A 19,692-nucleotide genomic window follows, 5' to 3' on the forward strand; every position below is an offset into this window, starting at 1 on the left:
GGGGGTATTTCTAGCTGCAGCCGCTCGTAGCTCCGCATGAATCGCATTTTTCACACGACCCGTTACGCACCATCGTCAGCTGTCCGCATTCCGCGCACGCGTTTCCCGTGTAGCCTTTCGCTTTGGCGGCGGTGATCTGCGCTGTCTTTGACGCTACCGCAGTCGCGGTGCCGGCGGTGGCCATTGCGGGCGCATCCCCGGGGCTCTCGATAACGCGTTCGACGACGTCAAGCGTTTGTGCATGCGGAACACCGTTGGGCCGCAGGTGCGTGCTGGTTGGATGCATCTTTTCGCTGACGCCCGCCGTGACGTACTGCACTTCGCCGGCTTCCTCACCGAAGTAATCTTCCTCATGCACGGGTCCCATCGAGTCCATGTTCATTTCGGGCTGTACGTGCGCGAGCTCGTAGCGGCCGAGATAGCTGACGGCTAGCTCGCGGAAGATGTAGTCGAGGATCGACGTCGCCATCTTGATGTGGTTGTGGCCGACGACGGGTCCGTTCGGCTCGAAGCGCGTGAACGTAAATGCGTCGACGAACTCCTCCAGCGGCACGCCGTGCTGTAAACCCAGTGAAACCGCGATCGCGAAGTTGTTCATCAGCGAGCGGAAGGCCGCGCCTTCCTTGTGCATGTCGATGAAGATCTCGCCCAGTTGGCCGCCGTCGTACTCGCCGGTGCGCAAGTAGACTTTGTGGCCGCCGACGATCGCTTTTTGCGTGTAGCCGCTGCGGCGTTCAGGCATGCGGCGGCGTTTGGCGATGTACCGGTAGACGATGCGCTCGGCGATCTGCAACGGATGCTGGAACGCTCGCTGCGGCTGCTCTTCCTCGACCGCTTCGCCGCCGAGATCGGACGTCGCTGCGAGCGGCTGCGAGAGCTTGGAGCCGTCGCGATATAAGGCTACGGCCTTGATCATCCGCTCCCACGCGTAGCGATAGGCTTCTTTGACGTCGCCGATGGTCGCGGTTTGCGGAAGGTTGATGGTCTTCGAGATCGCACCGCTCACGAACGGCTGCGCTGCCGCCATCATGTCGATGTGCGCCAGCGGCCGGATGAAACGTAACCCATGCTTGCCGCACGGATTTGCGCAATCGAAAACAAAGAGGTGCTCGTCTTTGAGATGCGGGGCGCCTTCCAGTGTCATGCGGCCGCAGATGACATCTGACGCCTCGTCGATCTGATGCTGCGTGAAGCCCAGCGAGTCGCGCAGAATCGAGAAGCTCCAGCTGTTGAGCTGCTCGTCCGTTAAGCCGAGCGTCCCTTTGCAGAACTCTTCGCCAAGCGTGTACTTATTGAAAGCGAACTCCAGCTCGAAGGCGCTGGGCAGCGCCGCCTCGATACGCGCGATCGAATCCTCGTCGAATCCCTTGGCGCGCAGCGTCGCCGCGTTGATGTGGGGTGCGCCCTCCAACGAGCCCGTGCCTTTGGCGAAGGTTTCGATCTCTTGGATCTGCGACTCGCTGTAGCCCAGCTTGCGCAAGGCCGGCTCGACCGACTGATTGACGATGCGGAAATAGCCGCCGCCGGCGAGCTTCTTGAACTTGACCAATGCAAAATCAGGCTCGATGCCGGTGGTGTCGCAGTCCATGACCAGCGCGATCGTGCCGGTCGGCGCGATCACGACGGTCTGCGCGTTGCGGAAGCCGGTGACCTCACCCATCGTTAGGGCGTCGTCCCACATCTTGCGCGCGAGGCCCCAGGTCTCTTGGGTGAAGAGCGTCGGCGCGTGCGTCACGGGTTTGATGGATAGGCCTTCGTAGGCCTCGTCGTGTTCGTCGTATGCCGCGCGGCGATGATTGCGGATCACGCGCAGCATCGGTTCGGCATTGGCCTCGAAGCGCGCAAACGGTCCGAGCTCGCGCGCCATTTCGGCCGAAGCGCGATACGCCGAGCCGGTCATAAGCGCCGAGATCGCGGCGCACCAGCCGAAGCCGTCTTCTGAATCGTAGGGCAGGCCCATGCGCATCAGCAGCGTGCCGAGGTTCGCATAACCCAAACCCAAGGTGCGATATCCGTGGTTCTTCTCGGCGATCGCCTTGGACGGCATCTGCCCCATCGTCACAGAGATTTCCAGTGTCGTTGTCCACGTACGGGAGGCGTCGGCAAAAGCGGCGGCGTCGAAGTCGCCGTCGTCCTTGAGGAACTTGACGAGGTTTAGGCTCGCTAAATTACACGCCGTGTCGTCGATGAAGCAATACTCGGAGCACGGGTTAGTCGCGTTGATGCGATCGTCGTTGGAGCACGTGTGCCACTCTTGCAGAATGTTGTCGTATTGAATGCCCGGATCGGCGCACTGCCACGCGGCCAGCGCGATCTGCTCCCACAAGCTCGACGCTTTGATCGTCTTCATGACCGCGCCGGTCGTGCGGGCGGTCAGCTTCCAATCGTCGTCGCGATCGAGTGCCTCAAAGAATTCATTCGTCAGGCGAACGGAATTGTTTGAGTTCTGTCCCGAGACGGTCGCGTAGGCTTCCGAATCCCAGCCGGTGTCATAGGTCTCGACGTCCAGATGCTTGTAGCCCTGGCGCGCAAAGTCGAGAGCGTATTGAATGTTCGCCTGCGGGATGCCGGCGGTTAGCGCGGCGCGCATCGCGCTCTTGAGCGCAGGGTTCAGCGCCGGATCGAGACGCGCGCCTTCGGGCACGGTCTCGTCGTGTGCCGCCTTCATGATCGCGTTCAAGTGCTTTTCGCAGCTGATCGAACCCGCAACGAGATCCGAAACTTTTTGTTCTTCGCGAACTTTCCAGCCCACGAACTGTTCGATGTCAGGGTGGTCGGCGTTGAGCACGACCATCTTGGCAGCGCGGCGCGTGGTGCCGCCCGACTTGATCGCGCCGGCGGCGCGATCAAAGACTTTAAGGAAGGACATGAGGCCCGAGCTGGTCCCGCCGCCAGTCAGTTTTTCGCCCGCCGCGCGGAGCTTGGAAAAATTGGCACCGCTGCCGGAGCCGCCCTTAAAGATGCGCGCTTCGCGCACGACGCCGTCGAAGATGCCGCCCTCGTTGACGAGATCGTCTTCGATCGAAAGGATGTAGCATGCCGAAACTTGCGGATGCTCGTACGTATTGACGGAGCGCTTTACTTGCGAATCCGCCGGATCGACGAAGTAGTGGCCTTGCGCCGGGCCGGAGATGCCGTACGCCCAATGCAAACCGGTGTTGAACCACTGCGGTGAGTTGGGCGCGCCGATCTGCCGCGCCAGCATGGCGCACATCTCGTCGTAATAGATTTGCGCGTCTTCTTCGGAGTCGAAGTAGCCGTGTTTGAAGCCCCAGTAGGTCCAGCAGCCCGCCATGCGGTTGAAGACCTGGCGTGAATCGCTTTCGGCCTCGAACCCGCAGTCGTCGGCAGCCTCGGAGCGCCACAGCCATTCGGGGACACCCTCTTCGGCGACGCGTTTGAGCTGCGTCGGAACCCCCGCCTTGCGGCAGTATTTTTGGGCCAGGACATCGGTGGCGACCTGGCTCCAGCCGGACGGCACCATGATGTCAGGAGCCTCGAATATCACCGACCCGTCCGGGTTGACGATGCGCGAGGCTCGCGGTTCGAAAGAGAGGCCGGCGTAGGGGTCGCCGGGGGCCGAATAGAGGCGGCGGAACTTCATCGAGGCTCCTTCCTCCGGGTGGGGAGGACCCGTTCAGTACGAGGGAATTGTGACGAACACCTGTTCGATTGGCAACGGACACAACCGTTAGGCGTGCCCATAAATTGTACTACTGCGGCTTGCTGGATACAAGATATTGTGGTTTGGGTCCTTGTGCGCAAGCTGTCCAGAACGTCAAAAATCTGTGTAGTCGGGACCGCTTACGGTGGAGAGCCGGCCTCGGCGGTGAGGGCGCTGTGGAAACTTCCGAGGATAGCGGGGACAAATGGACCAAAACGCATGCGGATGCTCGGCCCTGACCGCTTCGCGCCCCGTCTCCACGACATCGCGCTGGCCGAGCTCAGCGAGGCCGGGATCCGTGGCCTCATAATCGACCTCGACAACACCCTTTTGGGCTTTCGCGAGACCGAATTGGCCGCCGAGCACCTGGCCTGGGTGCGCGAGGCGCACGAGCGCGGCTTCGCAATGGTCATGGTGTCGAACAATTTCAGCGATCGCGTGCGCGGCATTGCAGCGCAATTGCACATCGGCTGCATCCCGAATGCGCTCAAACCGCTGCCGTTCGGTTTTCTGCGCGCGCTCAAGCATTTGGGATTGCCGCGCAAACAGGTGGCCGTTGTCGGCGATCAGCTTTTCACCGATGTTTTGGGCGCGAAACTCTGCGGAAATCTCTATACCATCTTGACCGAACCGATCGAAACCAAAGACTTTCCAATTACGATGATGTTCCGGTTCTTCGAGCGGCTGATGCTACCGCCGCGGCGCCGGTGAAACTCGCGCTGATCGGCGATCCCGTCGAACACAGCCGCAGTCCGGAACTCCACGGACGGTTTCTGGAAGAGGCGGGAATCGAAGGCACATACACTGCGATCCGCGTCGCACGCGGTGGCGGAGCTGAAGCCGTCCGCAAATTACGCGCGGAAGGTTACATCGGGCTGAACGTAACTACGCCGTTAAAAGAAGAAGTGTTGAGCGCTTGCGATGAGCTGGACGAAGACGCGCGGATGTCGGAAGCGGTAAACACGATATTTCTTGGGCGCACTATTTTGGGTAGCAATACCGATGGTGTTGGAGCGCGCTCCGCGCTGGAAACTGCGTTAGGCCAGCCCGTCGCGCTCGAGCGTGTCGGCATCCTCGGCACCGGTGCGACTGCGCGCGCAATTCTCGCTCAACTGCACGAGACGGACGCCTACACGTACGTCTGGGGGCGCGACCACGATAAAGTGCTTGCATTGTGCGACCGTTTTGAAGCACAACAATGGCCTGAGAGCCGGCCGGAGATCGTGATCTCAACGCTACCGCCGAAGACTGACTTGCCAAAACACGTGCTGGAGCACGTGCGCAAAGCGGATCTCGTGATGGACACGAACTACGGATCGCGCTCTACGCTGGAAGCGCTCTTGCAACGCGAGGTGATGAAGGGCGGCCATATGCTGGAAGCACAAGCGCGCGCATCTTTCGATTTCTGGTTAGCGCACGCTCAAGAACAAGCCGAGCGTCTATGAATTCGGAGAGGGGGAGATTCGAACTCCCGAGACGCTTTCACGTCTGCTCGCTTTCCAAGCGAGTGCATTCAACCGCTCTGCCACCTCTCCCGGTGGGGCCCGTCAAGCCGCTATTATATCCCGGCTGGGTGCCAGATCGTTTTGATCTCGCTGTACATCGCGATGTCGTCCAAACTCTGAGCGGCGGGTGAAAACCATTCGTCCCGTTTCTGACGGTGAAGAACGTGCGTGCGTTTGACGTTGTCGGACGCCTCGCGTTGCAAATCCGTCGTCAGCGGGCCATCGATAAACGCAAGCGCATTGACGTCCATGTGCTTAGCCAGCACTGGGCCCAGTTCGCTGCGGAAACCGGTGATGATGTTCACGACGCCTGCCGGTACATCGCTCGTCGCTAACGCTTCGGCGAAAACAACAGCGGTGCGCGGATCTTTCTCGGAGGGGACGAGCACCACGGCATTGCCGGCGACCAGCGCCGGCAATAATACTGAAACCAATCCCAGCAGCGCAGGCTCATCAGGAGCAAGGATCCCAACGACGCCGGTCGGCTCGGCGGTCGAAAAGTTGAAGTGCGGGCCGCCGACGGGATTACGCGTCGAAAGCAACGCGTTGTACTTGTCGCACCATCCCGCATACCACACGACACGGTCGATCGTAGCCACGACTTCGGCCTCGGCGTCGCCGGCCGAAAGATTCATTCCCTCGCGTACGCGATCGACGAGCTCCTCGTGGCGGGCTTCCATCATCTCCGCGAGGCGATAGAGAATCAGGCCGCGCGTTCCCGGAGCCGTCGCCAGCCATTTGGGCTGCGCCGCTCGTGCCGCGACGACTGCGTCCCGGATGTCTTTGCGCGACCCGCGCGCGATGTTCGCACCGAACTCCGAGCCGTCCCATAAGGGATCGCTGCGGCCGGATTCCGATCGCACGAACGCGCCGTTGATGAAGAGCTTGTACATCTTGCGGACGGCAAGCCTGGGTCGATCGACTTTGGGCATGCCGCGAGCTACGACGCAGGGGAGGCGGGACCCTATGGGGGTATATGCCCGAGGGAGGCTCCATATGACGACCACTAAGCCGTTTTTGTCCGACGTACAAGAGCTGCGGCGGCGCGCGCGAGAGAACATGATGCGCGGTTCGGTTACCAGCGATTACAAGGGTGACATAAAGCAAGCCGTAGCGGTACTGAATGCAGCGCTAGCGACCGAGATCGTGTGCGTCCTGCGCTACAAGCGCCACTATTACATGGCCAAGGGCATTGCAAAAGACTCCGTTGCCGGCGAGTTCTTACAGCACGCCAACGAGGAGCAAGGCCACGCCGACATGATTGCCGAGCGCATCACGCAGCTCGGCGGCGAGCCCGATTTCAATCCGGAAGGGCTCGCGACGCGCAGCCACTCGGAGTACAAAGAAGGCGACGACCTCGTGGACATGATCAAGGAAAACTTGGTCGCCGAACGCGTCGCCATCGAGTCATATCGCGAGATCGTGCGTTTCTTCGGCGACAACGATCCGACCACGCGCCGGATGATCGAGGAGATCCTCGCGGTGGAAGAAGAGCACGCCAACGACATGGTTGACCTGCTCGAGCAGCACGGATCGAACGGTAAGCGCTAGGGACGCGGTTTATGCGTCTGCGTGAAGACTTTTACGAGCTTTCCGCCCCGTAACGCATACGTCGTAACGACGTTCAGCGTGCAGTGGAGGTCGTCGCAAGCGTCAACGTATAAAAACTGTTTCGCGAACCGGATGTGAATGGAAGTGGGCCCGGCGCCCCAGTCGCTGCCCCAACTGGCAGTCGCAACCTTCGAGAGAAGCACCGCGCCGTTTTTGCGTTCGTCGAAAGCATACGCCGCAGCTTCCCCGCCGTCGGCCGGATAATCGCACGCCAGCACAACAACTGCCTGTTGCGTGCCCTTGGCCAGACTGCCCTCAACGACGGAATGCACATTTAAATCAAAGCCCGCGCCCATCTTGTCGTCAAAATAGGAAAAGCTGCCCTTCCGCATGACCACCGGAACCGGCACGTTCGACGGGCACGGGTTCGTGGCGTAGGTGAAGTTCATAAAGTCGACGGCCAAGAGCAACGGCGCGATCATGCTGCCTCCGGATGAAGAAACGAAGCGAAAATCTCGATCGTGTCAACCAAACGCGGTCCGGGACGGTTCACATACGCGTTTCCGTCCACCGGATGCACGCGTCCTTCGCGCACCGCGCGTAGCCCCATCCACTCGGGACGCGCCTGCAGCTCCCTCAATGCCTCAAGCGTCTTCGGCAAACCGTAACCGCATGGAGCGACAATGATTGCATCGGGATCGGCTGCGGTAATCTCGTCCCAGGAGAGCCGCCGCGAGTTCGCTCCAGGATTTGAAAGCACCGGGTCGCCGCCCGCGGCTTCGACAAGTCCGGGCGTCCAGTGTCCGGCGCCCATCGGTGGATCGGTCCATTCGAGCACCAGCACGCGCGGCGCGAACTCCGCGGCAGCATAATCGCGCACGGCGGCTTCGCGGCGCCGCAATGCATCGACGACCTCGCGCGCTTTCCACTGAACGCCGGTTAACTCGCCCAGCGTCATGATGTTCGCATACACGTCCTCCAGCGAAGACGGTTCGAGGGAAACGACGCGCGGATCGGAGGTCAGACGCCGGGCCGCGCGATCGACGATCGCATACGAAACGGCGCAAACTTCGCAGAGCTCCTGCGTTACGATGAGATCCGGTTTCAGCTGTTCGAGTAACTCCGCATTCAGCGTGTAGAGACTCGAGCCGGCATGCAGCGCGCGACGGACGTGACGATCGATCGCGGCCGAAGAATCGGCGAAAGCGAGGGCCGAGGCCGTCAGGCGGGGCAGGCGCAGCGCCTCCGGCGGGTAGTCACACTCGTGCGTGACCCCGACCAGATCGCCGCCCGCTCCAATGGCAAAAAGCGTCTCCGTGGCGCTCGGAAGCAAGCTAACTATGCGCAACGGCACTTCAATCCGCGCTTGTATGGGAATAACCTGCGCGTGGAACAGGCAACCGTCGACGAACATGTGCCGTCCAAGGGCGCGCGATCCCGTGAAATTCTGGCGACCCTCGCCCGCCACGGAGTAAGCGCCGCTACCGGCCACCCCGCCGCCGAGCAGCTCCGGCTGGCGTGCGAAGAGCTCGGCACGACGTTCATCAAACTCGGCCAATCGCTCTCGACCCGCGCCGATCTCTTACCGGCCGACTATCGCGCCGAACTGCAAAAACTGACCGACAATGTTCCGCCCGTGCCGTACGAAGAAATCGCCGCGGTCATTCGTGATGAGCTCGGTGCGGCACCCGACAAGCTCTTCGCGCGCTTCGATCGTACGGCGTTGGGATCCGCATCGATCGGCCAGGTTCACGCCGCCACGCTTCACGACGGCCGGGAAGTCGTCGTCAAAGTGATCAAGCCGGGCGTCGAAGATCTCGTAGGCATCGATTTGCAGATTCTGGACGACCTCGCCGGAAAAGCGTCGAAGCGCTGGCCGGTTTTGGATGAGTACGGCGCGGGCGATCTGGTCGAGGAGTTCGCCGACACGCTGCGCTACGAGCTCGACTTCACGCGCGAGGCCGCCAGCGCCGAGCTGTTCCGGGCGTTCTTTCAAGACGAGCCCGGCATAAAGATACCGGAAGTGATCTACGAACGCTCGTCGGCGCGAGTGATTACGCTCGAACGCCTTCACGGTCAAAAGCCGGCCGAGCTTTCGGAACGCGCGCAACGGAAGCGCGAAGTGGCCGGCGAGCGGGTCGCGCGGTTCATTTTGGAGCCGGCCTTCGGCGAAGGCGTCTTCTATGCGGATCCGCATAGCGGGAATTTTGTCGTCATGCCGGGCGGCGCGATTGGCGTCATGGACTTCGGCATGACGGGCAGACTAGCGCCGGAAGTGCGGCGCCGGGTAGCGGATATCTTCACCGCGTTCGATCGGCGCGATCCCGAACGCGTCACCGATCGCCTCTTACAGGTCGCAGGACCGACGCATCCGGTAGACCGCGCCGCCCTAGGCGGCGAGATCGCGCGCATCTTGGAACGTCATTTGGCCGCGGACTTGAAGAGTATGGAGTTCGGCGATGCACTGACGGAGATGCTCGACGTCGTGCGCTGCTACAAGTTGCGGCTGCCGGGGCCGGTCGCGCTGCTCTTCAAAGCGCTGGTCATGTGTGAAGGTTTGATCGAGACGATCAGTCCGAACGCCAACATGAGCTCGTTCGTCGCATCACTCTCGGAGAAGATTCTCTATCAGCGGTTAAACGGTCAGGACTGGGCCGGAAACATCCGCAACACGGCGATCGACGCGGCCGAGCTGAGCATCGAGCTGCCGCGCAGAGTCGATCGCGTGCTCTCGGAGGTCGAGCGCGGCAACTTGCGCGTCTGGGCGCGCATGGAGGACTTCGAACCTGCGCTGGCCCGCTTCGAACGCGCGATTGAGACGACGAACGCGACGATGTTGGCTTCGGCGTGCATCGTCGGCTTGGCGATCGTGATGCTCGTCTATCACCCGCAGGGCTGGGGCCGCTGGATCGGCTATGCGTTCTGGTCGGTCGTGGCAATCGCGTTTCTGTTCAGTCTGCGAACCGTCTGGGCGACCTTGAAGAAACGGAAGGTCCGGTAGAGAATACCTGGGGCGTGAACAGACTGGTGCTGGTTGCCGTTATGGCGGCCGGGATAGCCGTAGCGGGCTGCGGCGGAGGTTACGGCGGCATTACGATTCCGGGCAGCGGCTCATGCCTCTTTAGCGGGCTGACGCAGCTGATCTACCCGATGCCGGGGGCGACGAACGTGCCTGACGCGCCGCAGCAGATCGTCTTTGCGACCAGTCAGCTTTTTCCAAGCGGCTTCGACGTGCTCATCAGCAGCGATTCGAACCCCAACAACGCTGTAAACGGCACGGCCGCATTCTTCCAGCGCATTCAAGCGTCGCAAGTCCCGTCGCCGTCGGCTACGCTGCAGATCAGTAATCCGTTTTATGAAAGCGCGTCGTTAAGCACGTCGTTCCCGCATGGGACGTACTATGTGTTCCTCAACGACTCGCGCGTGAGTTGCACGCCGACTTCGGCCGGTTCGTTTACAACCCAGTAAGAGTCACTCGCCTTGGGCGAGCGAGAAGCCGCGGCTCCCGTCGAACGTGTACAGGCCTTCAGTCTTTATGACGTCAAAGCCGGCGCCGCCCATCGCCGCGAGAATCTCGGCCACGGCACGATTTGAAAAGCCGTCGCCCTCAAAGCGGCAGCTCCAGTGATCGCTCCAGAACGTGTCGGGATTGCCGTTGGGCCAGACTTTGGTTCCGCGGTTGCTGATGACCGTAAGTTTAGCGCCTGTGAGTTTCAGGGCATTGATACGGTCCGCGATCGTGTCGGGATTGCCGTCGGGGAGATCGATGAAGACGTCGACGCCGGTGTGCTTTTTGGCTGAGCGCTTGCCGGCGGCGCGCACGGAGACGTTCATCTGCGCGTCCTTGGCATACTCGACCGGCTGCAAGTTTTGCGGGCGTTCTCCCAATCGCGCGATCACAGCGGTAGCGAACTCTTTGGTGCCGACTTTCTCTTTGCTGACGCCTTCCTTATAGATGTCGTAGGTGTGAACGCCGTCCTCGATGGTGCGCAGCCAAGCGTTGTGGGCGCGCTCGGCGACTTCGCCTTGACCGATATGCGAGAGCATGAGCAGCGCGCCATGAAAGAGGCCCGACGGATTGGCCATATTCTGACCGGCGCGGCGCGGCGCCGAACCGTGAATCGCTTCGAACATGGAGCAGTGGTCGCCGATATTGGCCGAACCGGCTAACCCGACGGACCCCGTGATCTGCGCGGCGACGTCGGAGAGCACGTCACCGTACAGATTCGGCATCACCAAAACGTCAAACGCTTCAGGGGTGTCTGCCATCTTGGCTGCGCCGATATCCACGATCCAGTGCTCGTTTTCGATGTCGGGATACTCGGTCGCGATTTCATCGAAGACCTTATGGAACAGCCCGTCCGTGATCTTCATGATGTTGTCTTTGGTGAAACAAGTCACTTTCTTGCGCTTGTTGGCGCGCGCGTACTCGAACGCGTAGCGTACGATCCGCTCGCTGCCCGGGCGCGAAATCAGCTTCAGGCACTGCGTGACTTGCTCGGTCTGGCGGTGTTCGATTCCGCCGTAGACGTCCTCTTCGTTCTCACGCACGATTACGAGGTTCATCTTCGGATGTTTCGTCGCGATATACGGATGCAGCGAGGCGCAGGGCCGCACGTTGGCATACATGCCGAGCGTCTTGCGCACGGTGACGTTGAGCGACTTAAAGCCGCCGCCCTGGGGCGTTGTAATCGGCGCTTTTAGGAAGACTTTCGTGCGGCGCAGCGAGTCCCAGGAACTGGGCTCTATTCCGTTGGTGATGCCGCGCGAGTAAATGCTCTCGCCGATCTCGATGCGCTCCATATCGAGGCGCGCGCCGGCCTCCATGATGATGCGCAGCGTCGCATCCATGATTTCGGGACCGATGCCGTCGCCGTACGCCACGGTTATTGGGGTCTTTTTTGCGGTTAGAGTGACCACTGGTTCGCGTTCCATCCTTCACTGATGCCGTTGGGCGAGAAATTTTGGAGATTGGGGTTCAGTCCGTAGCGCCGCTTCGTGTAATAGTTAAACGCGGCGGGAGCGTCGCCGATGAGGAGCGACTCGATGCGGGAGTAAGCGCGTTTGCGCGTTGGCCGGTCGAAGTGATTCAGCGCAGCCGTTTCGGCGGCATCGAGCGCGGGATCGCAGTAGCTGCCGATGTTGTTTCCTTTTGGCGGCGCCATCTTGCATAGCCACTGCGAGGAGTTATCGGGATCGGCGCCGGCAACCCAGGCGTATTCCGCCAGATCGAATTTGCCGCTTTGCAGAATGCCGCCCAACTGCTGGGTGGCGTAAAGCATACTGTACGGATAGATCTTGATAGGTACATCGATTCCGGCCCGCCGCAGATCAGATTGCACTTCGACGGCGATGCCCTGCGCGGTGGCGCTTCCGGCGCCATAGACGAGTTGCAGCGAGAGTTTGCGGCCGCCCTTGGAGCGCATGCCCGATGCATCGCGGCGCCATCCGGCCTGGTCGAGCAGGCGGCCTGCCAGGGACGGATCGTACGCGGCGGGTTTGAGGCTCGAATCGAACGCCCAGTAGAAGTCCGAGAGGTCGGCGACCGCGACCGTCGCCGTCCCAAACGTTACGTCTCTTACAAGGCGCGGATCGTTAATGGCAGCGACGATGGCGCGCCGCACGCGGATATCGTCGAGCGGCGGGCGCTTAAAGTTGAAGACGATCGACGTGTACGAGGGTGCTTTGACCAATAACGCTTTCACGCCGCCGACCTCGGTCAAGCCGTGATACGTCGTCGCACTGATGTCGAGCAGTAGATCCGACCCGTGGGATCGCAACTCCGCCATCTGCGTATTGCCGTCGGGAACGGTGTAAACCAGGATCGTGCGCAGCTTGGGCGCGCCGCCGAAGTAGTGCGGGTTGGCCGCGTACTCAACGTGATCGCCGCGGTACCAGCGCACGACCTGAAAGGGCCCGGTCCCAATCGGCTTTTGATTGAACGGAATCCGGTTGATGTTCGGATACCGCGCCAGCAGATGTTTCGGCACGATTCTGAACGGGTCGTCGCTCTCGCCGAAGACGGTGTCAACGAACGGCGCGAACGGCTGCTTTAAATGAAAGACGACCGTGTAGGGATCGGGCGTATCAACGGAGGCTACTTGATCGTAACCCCGCCGCTCAACCACGTTGTTGTTCGGATTCATCACGGCTTGCCAGCTGAATTTGACGTCGGCGCTCGTAAACGGCGCGCCGTCCTGCCATGTCACGCCATGCCGCAGGTAGTACGTGATGGTACGTCCGTCGGTGCTGATGCCATGATTTTCGACGCTCGGCACCCGAGCGGCCAAGTCGGGTACTTGGTTTCCTTTGTCGTTGAGCGTGACCAGCAGATTGAACGCGAGACTGGAAAGGAAGTTCTCGCCCGTGTTCGTTGCCAGCAGCGGGTTGAGCGACGTCGGCTCGACATAGTTGGCCACGCGCAGGATGCCCGTCGGTTTCGCAGTCGTGCCGCCGTTCTGCTTGGCGCATGCCGAAGCGAGAAGAAGCAGCGCGACGCCTAACGCGGTGAGGCGTTTCATCTATCGTTGACCAAACGGAACTTCGCGTACATGTACGGATAGTCGGCAAAGAACCAGTTTCTGAAACTGCGGCGGATCAATTCGCGCGCGGTTACCGGCGAAGCACCCTTCATCACATAGTGTTTGCCGTCGAAAAAGTCGGCGCTGTATTGGGGATAACTCGCCATCGGTTCGAAGCCGGCAAACGGCGCGAATTGCGTTCCGGTCCACTCCCAGCCGTTGCCGATGAGATCGTGGACGCCCCACGCGCTCGCGCCGCCGGGATGCGCATCGACCGGTTCCGGGTCGTAACGCTGGAAGTCGAAGTTTCCGTGTGCCGCATTGGGAGGCTCATCGCCCCACGGAAACGCGCGCTCCGTTCCTTGCGGCGTGCCGAACGCGGCACGATGGTACTCGGCTTCAGTTGCCAAGCGCGCGCCTTTCCACTTTGCGTACGCTTCCGCGTCGGTATGCCGCACGTACACGGGCCACGACAACGGGAGCGGCAGCTCTTCGAAGACGCCGCGCAGCGCAAACGTGCCGTCGCGCTCGATCCAAAACGGCGGCACGGCGCCGCCGGCGGCGACGAACTCGCGGTACTCGCCGTTGGTCACGGGAAACCGTTGAATTGCAAAGGCTCCGACGGCGGCTTGATGCTCGTCGAACTCATTGTCCCAGCCGAACGGGATTGCGTCGCGGCGCGCGCCGAGCGTAGCCGTGCCGGACGCGATCTCAACGAATTCGTTGCGCGGCGGCGTGGAATCGCGGTGTTTTTGCGTCATGCGCCGCTTTTTTTCGGGCGCCAGCTGATGGAGGAGATAGATCAGCGTCTCGTGGTGCATCGGTTCGTGCTCGAGCGCCGTGTAGATCGCCTGTCCGCGAACGAGGCGCGGCACGTTCGGATCGACGAGCTGCGCGTTTGAAATCGCCGCATAGATGCGCTCGTCGCACTTGCGGCCGAAAGCTTGGGTTTGCTCTTTAGTCGGCCAATCGTCGCGTTCGTGCTTGCTCGCGTCTGCGACGCTGGACGGATCGATGCCCCGTTCAAAAATCTTTTCGAGGCGCGCGTCGAGTGGAGCTTCGCCCAAGGCGCGCTCGTTGACGACAAGATAGCTGAACACCGGCAGATGGCCCTCGTAAAACGCAAACGGGTGCCGCAGCGGAATCGGGCGATCGTAGTACGCGGCCGGTTCGACCAGCGAGAATATGTGGGCGGATCGTTCGCGGTTACGGCGGTACCAATCGGCGAGCGCCTCGCGGTCGAGCTTTTCAACTTGACTCAGCACGGACTCACTCCTTACTTGCGGCGGGCGGAGTTTTCCCTGTGTGTTGCGAGCAATTCTTCCAGCGGCGCCGGGTCCAAGGGCGGGGAGAACAGGTTGCCTTGCACCAGATCGCAGTCGTGGGAGCGCAGAAATTCGAACTGCTCGTTCGTTTCCACGCCCTCGGCCACGATCTTTAACCCTAGGCTGTGGCCCATGGCTACGATCGCCTTCACCAGGGTTTCGTCGCTGCCGCGGCTGCCGATGCCCGCCACGAACGAGCGGTCGATCTTCAGGTGGTCGGCCTCGAAGCGGCGCAGATAGTTCAGCGACGAGTGGCCCGTCCCAAAGTCGTCGATGGCGATTTGGGTGCCGGCGTTTTTCAGGGCGTGAATGGTCTCGATCGCGTGCTTGGCGTCGAAGAGTGCCATGCTTTCGGTAATCTCGACCTCGATGGATTGTGGAGCTAAACCGGCCTCGGCAACGATCGAGACCAGCCGCTCGCAGAGATCGCGCTGATGAAACTGCCGCGCCGAGATATTCAGCGCGAGTGTCATGAAGCCGAATTTGTCCTGCCACTTACGCATGCACTCGGCGGCGGTTTGCTCGACCCATTCTCCCAGCGGAATAATCAGGCCGCTGGCTTCGGCTGCGGGAATAAAAGCGTCGGGCGATATCAACCCTTGCGTCGGGTGATTCCACCGAACGAGTGCCTCGACGGCAACGATGGGATTGCCGTCAGCCATCTGCAAGATCGGTTGATACTGCAGTAGGAATTCGTCATTAGTCAGTGCCGCCCGCAGCTGTTTTTCTTGCGCCAGCCGCGTGCGGATGGGCGCGTCGAATGCTTCGTCGTAGAAGAAGTAGGCGTTACGCCCCTGTTCCTTGGCGTGATACATGGCGATGTCGGCATTCTTGATGAGCACCTGGTCGTTGCGCCCGTGCTCCGGGTAGATTGCGATGCCGATGCTGGTCGTTATGTACTGTTCGTAGCCTTCGATCCGGTACGGCTGGTCGACGCTGTGCCGCAACTCCTCGGCAAGCTGACGCACATCTTCTTTGCCGGAGCAGCGCGAGACGAGCACGACGAACTCGTCGCCGCCCAGACGCGCAACGATTCCGCGGTTCTTGACCAGCAGGACGAGCCGCTCGCCGATGAGTTGCAGAAAGCGATCGCCGAGCGCGTGGCCGAGGGTATCGTTGATGTCTTTAAAGCGGTCGAGGTCGAGAAAGAGCAGTGCGACGCACGGTTCGTGACCAGGAGCATGTTCGAGTGCGTCGCGCAGCCGTTCCTGAAAGAAGATGCGGTTGGGCAATCCGGTCAGCGAATCATAATAGGCCAGCGTGCGCATGTGCGCGCGCGTGCGGCGCATCTCGGAGAGATAGTGGGCCTCTTCGATCCGGAAAAAGATATTGCCGGTGAATTTGCCGCCTTCGACGATCGGGATCGTCGTGACTTGAACCGGCACCGCCGAGCCGTCCAGCCGTGTGAGATCCATCTCGGCGGCGGTCGGCTTATTGGCGCGCGCGGCCTCGAGCGCCTCAGATACAAATTTTATGGAGTCGGGTGCAAGCTGCGTGATGTCGAGCTTGAGAAGCGCTTCGTTTGAGTAGCCGGTCAGCTCCGATGCAGCCGCATTCGCGGCTAAGACGCGTCCGGCGCGATCGAGCGCGAAGATCGCGCTCGGCGTGGTCTCGAAAAGCGATGCAAAGACGCGCGGGTCAGTGGGCCAGGTACTCACGGAGACCGTGGACGCCACCCTCGCGCCCGAATCCGGATTCGCGATAACCGCCAAAGGGCGAACTCGGATCGAATTGGTTGAACGTGTTGCACCACACGACGCCGGCGCGCAAATACTGCGCGATGTACATATTCTTGCTCCCCTTGTCGGTCCAGATTCCCGCGGAGAGGCCGTAGGGCGTGTTGTTAGCTTTGTCGACTGCTTCTTCGGGGGTCCTGAACGTCAGGATTGAAAGCACGGGACCAAATATCTCCTCACGCGCAATCCGGTGAGACTGTTGGACGTTGGTGAAGAATGAAGCCGGGAAGAAGTACCCGCGTTCCGGAAGCGCGCACGACTGCTGGACGAGCGTCGCGCCTTCGTCGATGCCGCTGCTGACCAGTTCCTTGATTTTCTCCAGCTGCATCTTTGAATTGATGGCGCCGACGTCCGTGTTTTTGTCGAGCGGGTTTCCCAGGCGCAATGTTTGAATGCGATCGGTCAGCCGCACGACGATCTGCTCGTGAACGCTCTCCTCTACGAGAAGCCGCGAACCCGCGCAGCAGACGTGTCCTTGATTGAAGTAGATGCCATTCACGATGCCTTCGATCGCTTGATCCATCGGCGCATCGGCGAAGACGATGTGCGCTGCTTTCCCTCCGAGTTCGAGGGTAAGCCGCTTCCCGGTGCCGGCGATGGAACGTTGAATGGCTTTACCTACTTCAGTCGAGCCCGTGAATGCAATTTTGTCGACGTCGCTATGGCCGACGAGCGCGGCGCCGCTTGCGCCGTCGCCGGTGATGACATTGAATACGCCCGGGGGAAGATCGGCTTCGGCTGCGATCTGCGCGAGCGCCAGTGCGGTCAACGGCGTCGTTTCGGCGGGCTTCAGGACCACCGTGTTGCCGCAGGCCAAGGCCGGCGCGACCTTCCACGCCGCCATGAGCAGCGGGAAATTCCACGGCACGATCTGACCGGCCACGCCGATTGGCTGCGCTTGCTCTCCCGCGCGCATGGCCCACTCGAGTTTGTCGGCCCAGCCGGCATAATAGAAGAAGTGCGCAGCTGAGAGCGGGATGTCGAAGTCGCGCGATTCTTTGATGGGCTTTCCGCCGTCCATCGTTTCGAGCACGGCCAGTTCGCGCGAACGTTCGGTGATCGCGCGCGCGATGCGGTACACATATTTGGCGCGATCCGCGGGCCGCATTTTGCGCCAGTACTTGTCGTAAGCTTTGCGCGCCGCGCGCACGGCGCGATCGACGTCTTCCTCGCTCGCATAGGCAACGCGCGCCAGCGTCTCTTCGGTGGCGGGGTTCACCGTGTCGAAATACTGCCCGCTGCGCGGCGCGGTCCATTTGCCGTCGATAAACAGTCCGTACTGCTCGCGAATCGGCGTCTTGGTGGTTTCGGGGGCCGGCGCGTATTCAAATATTGCCATTTGTCATCCTGAGCGTGTCGAAGGGTCAATCCATCGGAAAGTAGTCGCGCCCGGCGTAGTGGCCGGTCAACTCTTTCTCGTACTGCATCAGCAGATCGTCCAGCAGCGAACTGGCGCCGATGCGGAAAAGGTCGGGCGTCAGCCACGACTCGCCGAGTGTTTCTTTCATGATGACCAGATAGGTCATCGCTTGTTTGGTGTTGCGAACACCGCCGGCGACTTTGAGTCCCGCGCGGCGGCCGGTGCGCCGTGCGTAGTCGCGAATCGCTTCGCACATCGTCACTGCGACTGGGAAGGTGGCATTCGTACCGACCTTGCCCGTGGACGTCTTGATAAAGTCGGCCCCCGCCTCGAGGGCAAGATCGCTCGCGCGCCGGACGTTGTCGTAGCTGCCCAGCTCGCCGGTTTCGAGGATGACTTTCAAGTGGACGGGACCACACACTTTTTTCACCGCGACGATCTCGTCGAAGACTTCGCGGTAGTGCCCGGACAAGAAGGCACCGCGATCGATGACCATATCTATCTCATCGGCGCCGGCCGCGATGGCTTCAGCTGTATCCGCGAGCTTCACGTCCATTGACGAGAGCCCGCTTGGAAACGCAGTCGAGACGGCGGCGACCTTCACGTCGGTGCCGCGCAGCAGGTCCTTGGCGATCGCGACCAAGTTGGGATAGAGACAGACGGCAGCGACGTGCGGTACGTCGGGGAGATGCGGCGCCGGGTGCAGCGCCTTGGCGCACAGCGAGCGCACACGTCCTTCGGAGTCCTTGCCTTCGAGGGAGGTGAGATCCATGCACGCGATCGCGAGCTTGATCCCGGCGACCTTGGTGGTGGTTTTGATCGAGCGCTTGGCCAGCGAGCCGGCGCGCGCCTCGAGCATGACGGCGTCGACGGTGACGCTCATAGCGTTCCCCGGCGTTCTTGCTCTTTTTCGATAGAGACGAATAACGCCTTAAAGTTACCCTTGCCGAAACTCAAGCTGCCCTTGCGCTGGATGATCTCAAAGAACAAGGTCGGCCGGTCTTGCAGCGGCTTGGTGAATATTTGAAGCATGTAGCCGAGGTCGTCGCGATCGACCAGGATGCGGAGGTCGCGGAGGATCTGCTTGGCTTCATCGATCCGGCCCACGCGCGCCTCGAGATCGTCGTAATACGTGTCGGGCGTGTCGAGAAACTCGACGCCGTTGGCTTTTAGCGCGCGAATCGTCGCAATAATGTCGTCGGTGCGAATCGCAATGTGTTGAACGCCCGCGCCGCCATAGAAATCCAAATACTCCTCGATCTGCGATTTCTTTTTGCCTTGCGCGGGTTCGTTAATCGGAAACTTGACGCGGTGCTCGGCGTCCGTCATCACCTTTGAGCGAAGCGCCGTGTACTCCGTCGAGATGTCTTTATCGTCGAACGACACCAGCTGCGAAAACCCGAAGACGCGCGCGTAAAAGTCACCCCACGCATCCATCTCGCCCCAGCCGACGTTGCCGACGCAGTGATCGATGGCTTGCAGGTTGGGCTTCTCGACGCAGTTGGAGGCTTTTCGTTGCGCCACGAATGTGGGCATGAAAACTCCGCGGTAATTTTTACGCTCGATGAAACTGTGTGCCGTGTCGCCATAGGCGGCGATCGTGGCTTTTATAATGTGGCCGTCTGCATCGCTAAGTTCGGCCGGCTGCGCGATCGCTTTGGCGCCGCCGGCAATTGCTGCGGCAAAGGCGGCGCGGCAGTCGTCGACGAGGATTGCAATATCACTGACTCCGTCTCCATGCCGCGCGACGTGGCGCGTAATTGCGTCGTCGGGACGCAAGCTCGACGTCAAAACGAAGCGCAGGCCGTTCTGCACGAGCACATACGATGCGCGATCGGGCAGGCCCGTCTCCGGACCAGCGTACGCGACCTGCTCGAAACCAAACGCCGAGCAATAGTAATGCGCGGCTTGCTTTGCGTTGCCGACATAGAACTCGACATAGTCCCAGTCGATCTTCGCGAGCGGATGCGTTTTGGGTGGGGTGAGTGCGGACATCGCAGAAGGGCACTTAGCGGGCCGCCCGAAGCGGC

At 61.1% G+C, this 19,692-nt stretch carries 16 protein-coding genes and 1 tRNA gene; 5 read left to right on the top strand and 12 right to left on the bottom strand.

From position 1 onward, the window contains the following. Positions 1-10: 10 nt before the first annotated feature. Positions 11-3,604 (bottom strand): vitamin B12-dependent ribonucleotide reductase, encoded by a 3,594-nt coding sequence (locus VFO29_04960; protein HET9392856.1) that lies wholly within the window; start codon positions 3,602-3,604, stop codon positions 11-13. A 285-nt stretch (positions 3,605-3,889) separates the two neighbouring features. Here VFO29_04960 and VFO29_04965 point away from each other — a divergent pair, with 285 nt between their 5' ends. Together VFO29_04965 and VFO29_04970 are read left to right on the top strand one after the other, a co-directional pair. Next, on the top strand, positions 3,890-4,375 hold the full coding sequence (locus VFO29_04965) for a YqeG family HAD IIIA-type phosphatase (protein ID HET9392857.1): 486 nt from the start codon (positions 3,890-3,892) through the stop codon (positions 4,373-4,375). After that, positions 4,372-5,109 (top strand): hypothetical protein, encoded by a 738-nt coding sequence (locus tag VFO29_04970; GenBank protein HET9392858.1) that lies wholly within the window; start codon positions 4,372-4,374, stop codon positions 5,107-5,109. Before VFO29_04965 ends, VFO29_04970 begins: the two co-directional genes overlap by 4 nt. 3 nt (positions 5,110-5,112) lie before the next feature. Here VFO29_04970 and VFO29_04975 read toward each other — a convergent pair. Together VFO29_04975 and VFO29_04980 are read right to left on the bottom strand one after the other, a co-directional pair. Beyond that, positions 5,113-5,199, bottom strand: a tRNA-Ser gene (locus VFO29_04975). Between the two features lie 23 nt (positions 5,200-5,222). Continuing rightward, positions 5,223-6,101 (bottom strand): aldehyde dehydrogenase family protein, encoded by an 879-nt coding sequence (locus tag VFO29_04980; protein ID HET9392859.1) that lies wholly within the window; start codon positions 6,099-6,101, stop codon positions 5,223-5,225. Between the two features lie 64 nt (positions 6,102-6,165). Between VFO29_04980 and VFO29_04985 the strand changes: the two genes are divergently transcribed. Continuing rightward, complete coding sequence (locus VFO29_04985; GenBank protein HET9392860.1) at positions 6,166-6,720, top strand: ferritin-like domain-containing protein; 555 nt, start codon at positions 6,166-6,168, stop codon at positions 6,718-6,720. Here VFO29_04985 and VFO29_04990 read toward each other — a convergent pair. Beyond that, a complete protein-coding gene (locus tag VFO29_04990) occupies positions 6,717-7,202 on the bottom strand; it encodes a hypothetical protein (GenBank protein ID HET9392861.1) in 486 nt (161 codons plus the stop codon). The genes VFO29_04985 and VFO29_04990 overlap by 4 nt on opposite strands. Then, positions 7,199-8,134 (bottom strand): cobalamin-binding protein, encoded by a 936-nt coding sequence (locus VFO29_04995; GenBank protein ID HET9392862.1) that lies wholly within the window; start codon positions 8,132-8,134, stop codon positions 7,199-7,201. The genes VFO29_04990 and VFO29_04995 overlap by 4 nt, the downstream gene beginning before the upstream one ends. Here VFO29_04995 and VFO29_05000 point away from each other — a divergent pair. Together VFO29_05000 and VFO29_05005 are read left to right on the top strand one after the other, a co-directional pair. Next, complete coding sequence (locus VFO29_05000; GenBank protein HET9392863.1) at positions 8,108-9,721, top strand: AarF/UbiB family protein; 1,614 nt, start codon at positions 8,108-8,110, stop codon at positions 9,719-9,721. The genes VFO29_04995 and VFO29_05000 overlap by 27 nt on opposite strands. Positions 9,722-9,735: 14 nt before the next feature. After that, a complete protein-coding gene (locus VFO29_05005; protein ID HET9392864.1) occupies positions 9,736-10,188 on the top strand; it encodes a hypothetical protein in 453 nt (150 codons plus the stop codon). Between the two features lie 3 nt (positions 10,189-10,191). Here the strand turns inward: VFO29_05005 and VFO29_05010 are convergent, their stop codons facing one another. Genes VFO29_05010 through hppD form a run of 7 tightly spaced genes read right to left on the bottom strand, consistent with a single transcriptional unit; the run spans position 10,192 to position 19,657 of the window. Beyond that, positions 10,192-11,655: an NADP-dependent isocitrate dehydrogenase gene (locus VFO29_05010; protein ID HET9392865.1), complete on the bottom strand. Its 1,464-nt coding sequence runs from the start codon at positions 11,653-11,655 to the stop codon at positions 10,192-10,194. Next, positions 11,628-13,241 (bottom strand): peptide ABC transporter substrate-binding protein, encoded by a 1,614-nt coding sequence (locus VFO29_05015; protein ID HET9392866.1) that lies wholly within the window; start codon positions 13,239-13,241, stop codon positions 11,628-11,630. Before VFO29_05015 ends, VFO29_05010 begins: the two co-directional genes overlap by 28 nt. Continuing rightward, complete coding sequence (locus VFO29_05020; protein ID HET9392867.1) at positions 13,238-14,506, bottom strand: SUMF1/EgtB/PvdO family nonheme iron enzyme; 1,269 nt, start codon at positions 14,504-14,506, stop codon at positions 13,238-13,240. The genes VFO29_05015 and VFO29_05020 overlap by 4 nt, the downstream gene beginning before the upstream one ends. Positions 14,507-14,517: 11 nt before the next feature. Beyond that, positions 14,518-16,224, bottom strand: a complete 1,707-nt coding sequence (locus VFO29_05025; protein ID HET9392868.1) for an EAL domain-containing protein — start codon at positions 16,222-16,224, stop codon at positions 14,518-14,520. Next, positions 16,205-17,641 (bottom strand): aldehyde dehydrogenase family protein, encoded by a 1,437-nt coding sequence (locus VFO29_05030; protein ID HET9392869.1) that lies wholly within the window; start codon positions 17,639-17,641, stop codon positions 16,205-16,207. Before VFO29_05030 ends, VFO29_05025 begins: the two co-directional genes overlap by 20 nt. A 25-nt stretch (positions 17,642-17,666) precedes the next feature. Continuing rightward, positions 17,667-18,545 carry a deoxyribose-phosphate aldolase gene (gene deoC, locus VFO29_05035; protein ID HET9392870.1) on the bottom strand — a complete coding sequence of 293 codons (879 nt, stop codon included), beginning with the start codon at positions 18,543-18,545 and terminating at the stop codon, positions 17,667-17,669. Continuing rightward, the gene (gene hppD / locus VFO29_05040) at positions 18,542-19,657 is read right to left on the bottom strand and encodes a 4-hydroxyphenylpyruvate dioxygenase (GenBank protein ID HET9392871.1); all 1,116 of its coding nucleotides are present in this window, start codon (positions 19,655-19,657) and stop codon (positions 18,542-18,544) included. The genes deoC and hppD overlap by 4 nt, the downstream gene beginning before the upstream one ends. Positions 19,658-19,692: the final 35 nt, after the last annotated feature.

Origin of the sequence: Candidatus Rubrimentiphilum sp. (assembly GCA_035710515.1) — a bacterium.
Lineage (GTDB): Bacteria > Vulcanimicrobiota > Vulcanimicrobiia > Vulcanimicrobiales > Vulcanimicrobiaceae > Rubrimentiphilum.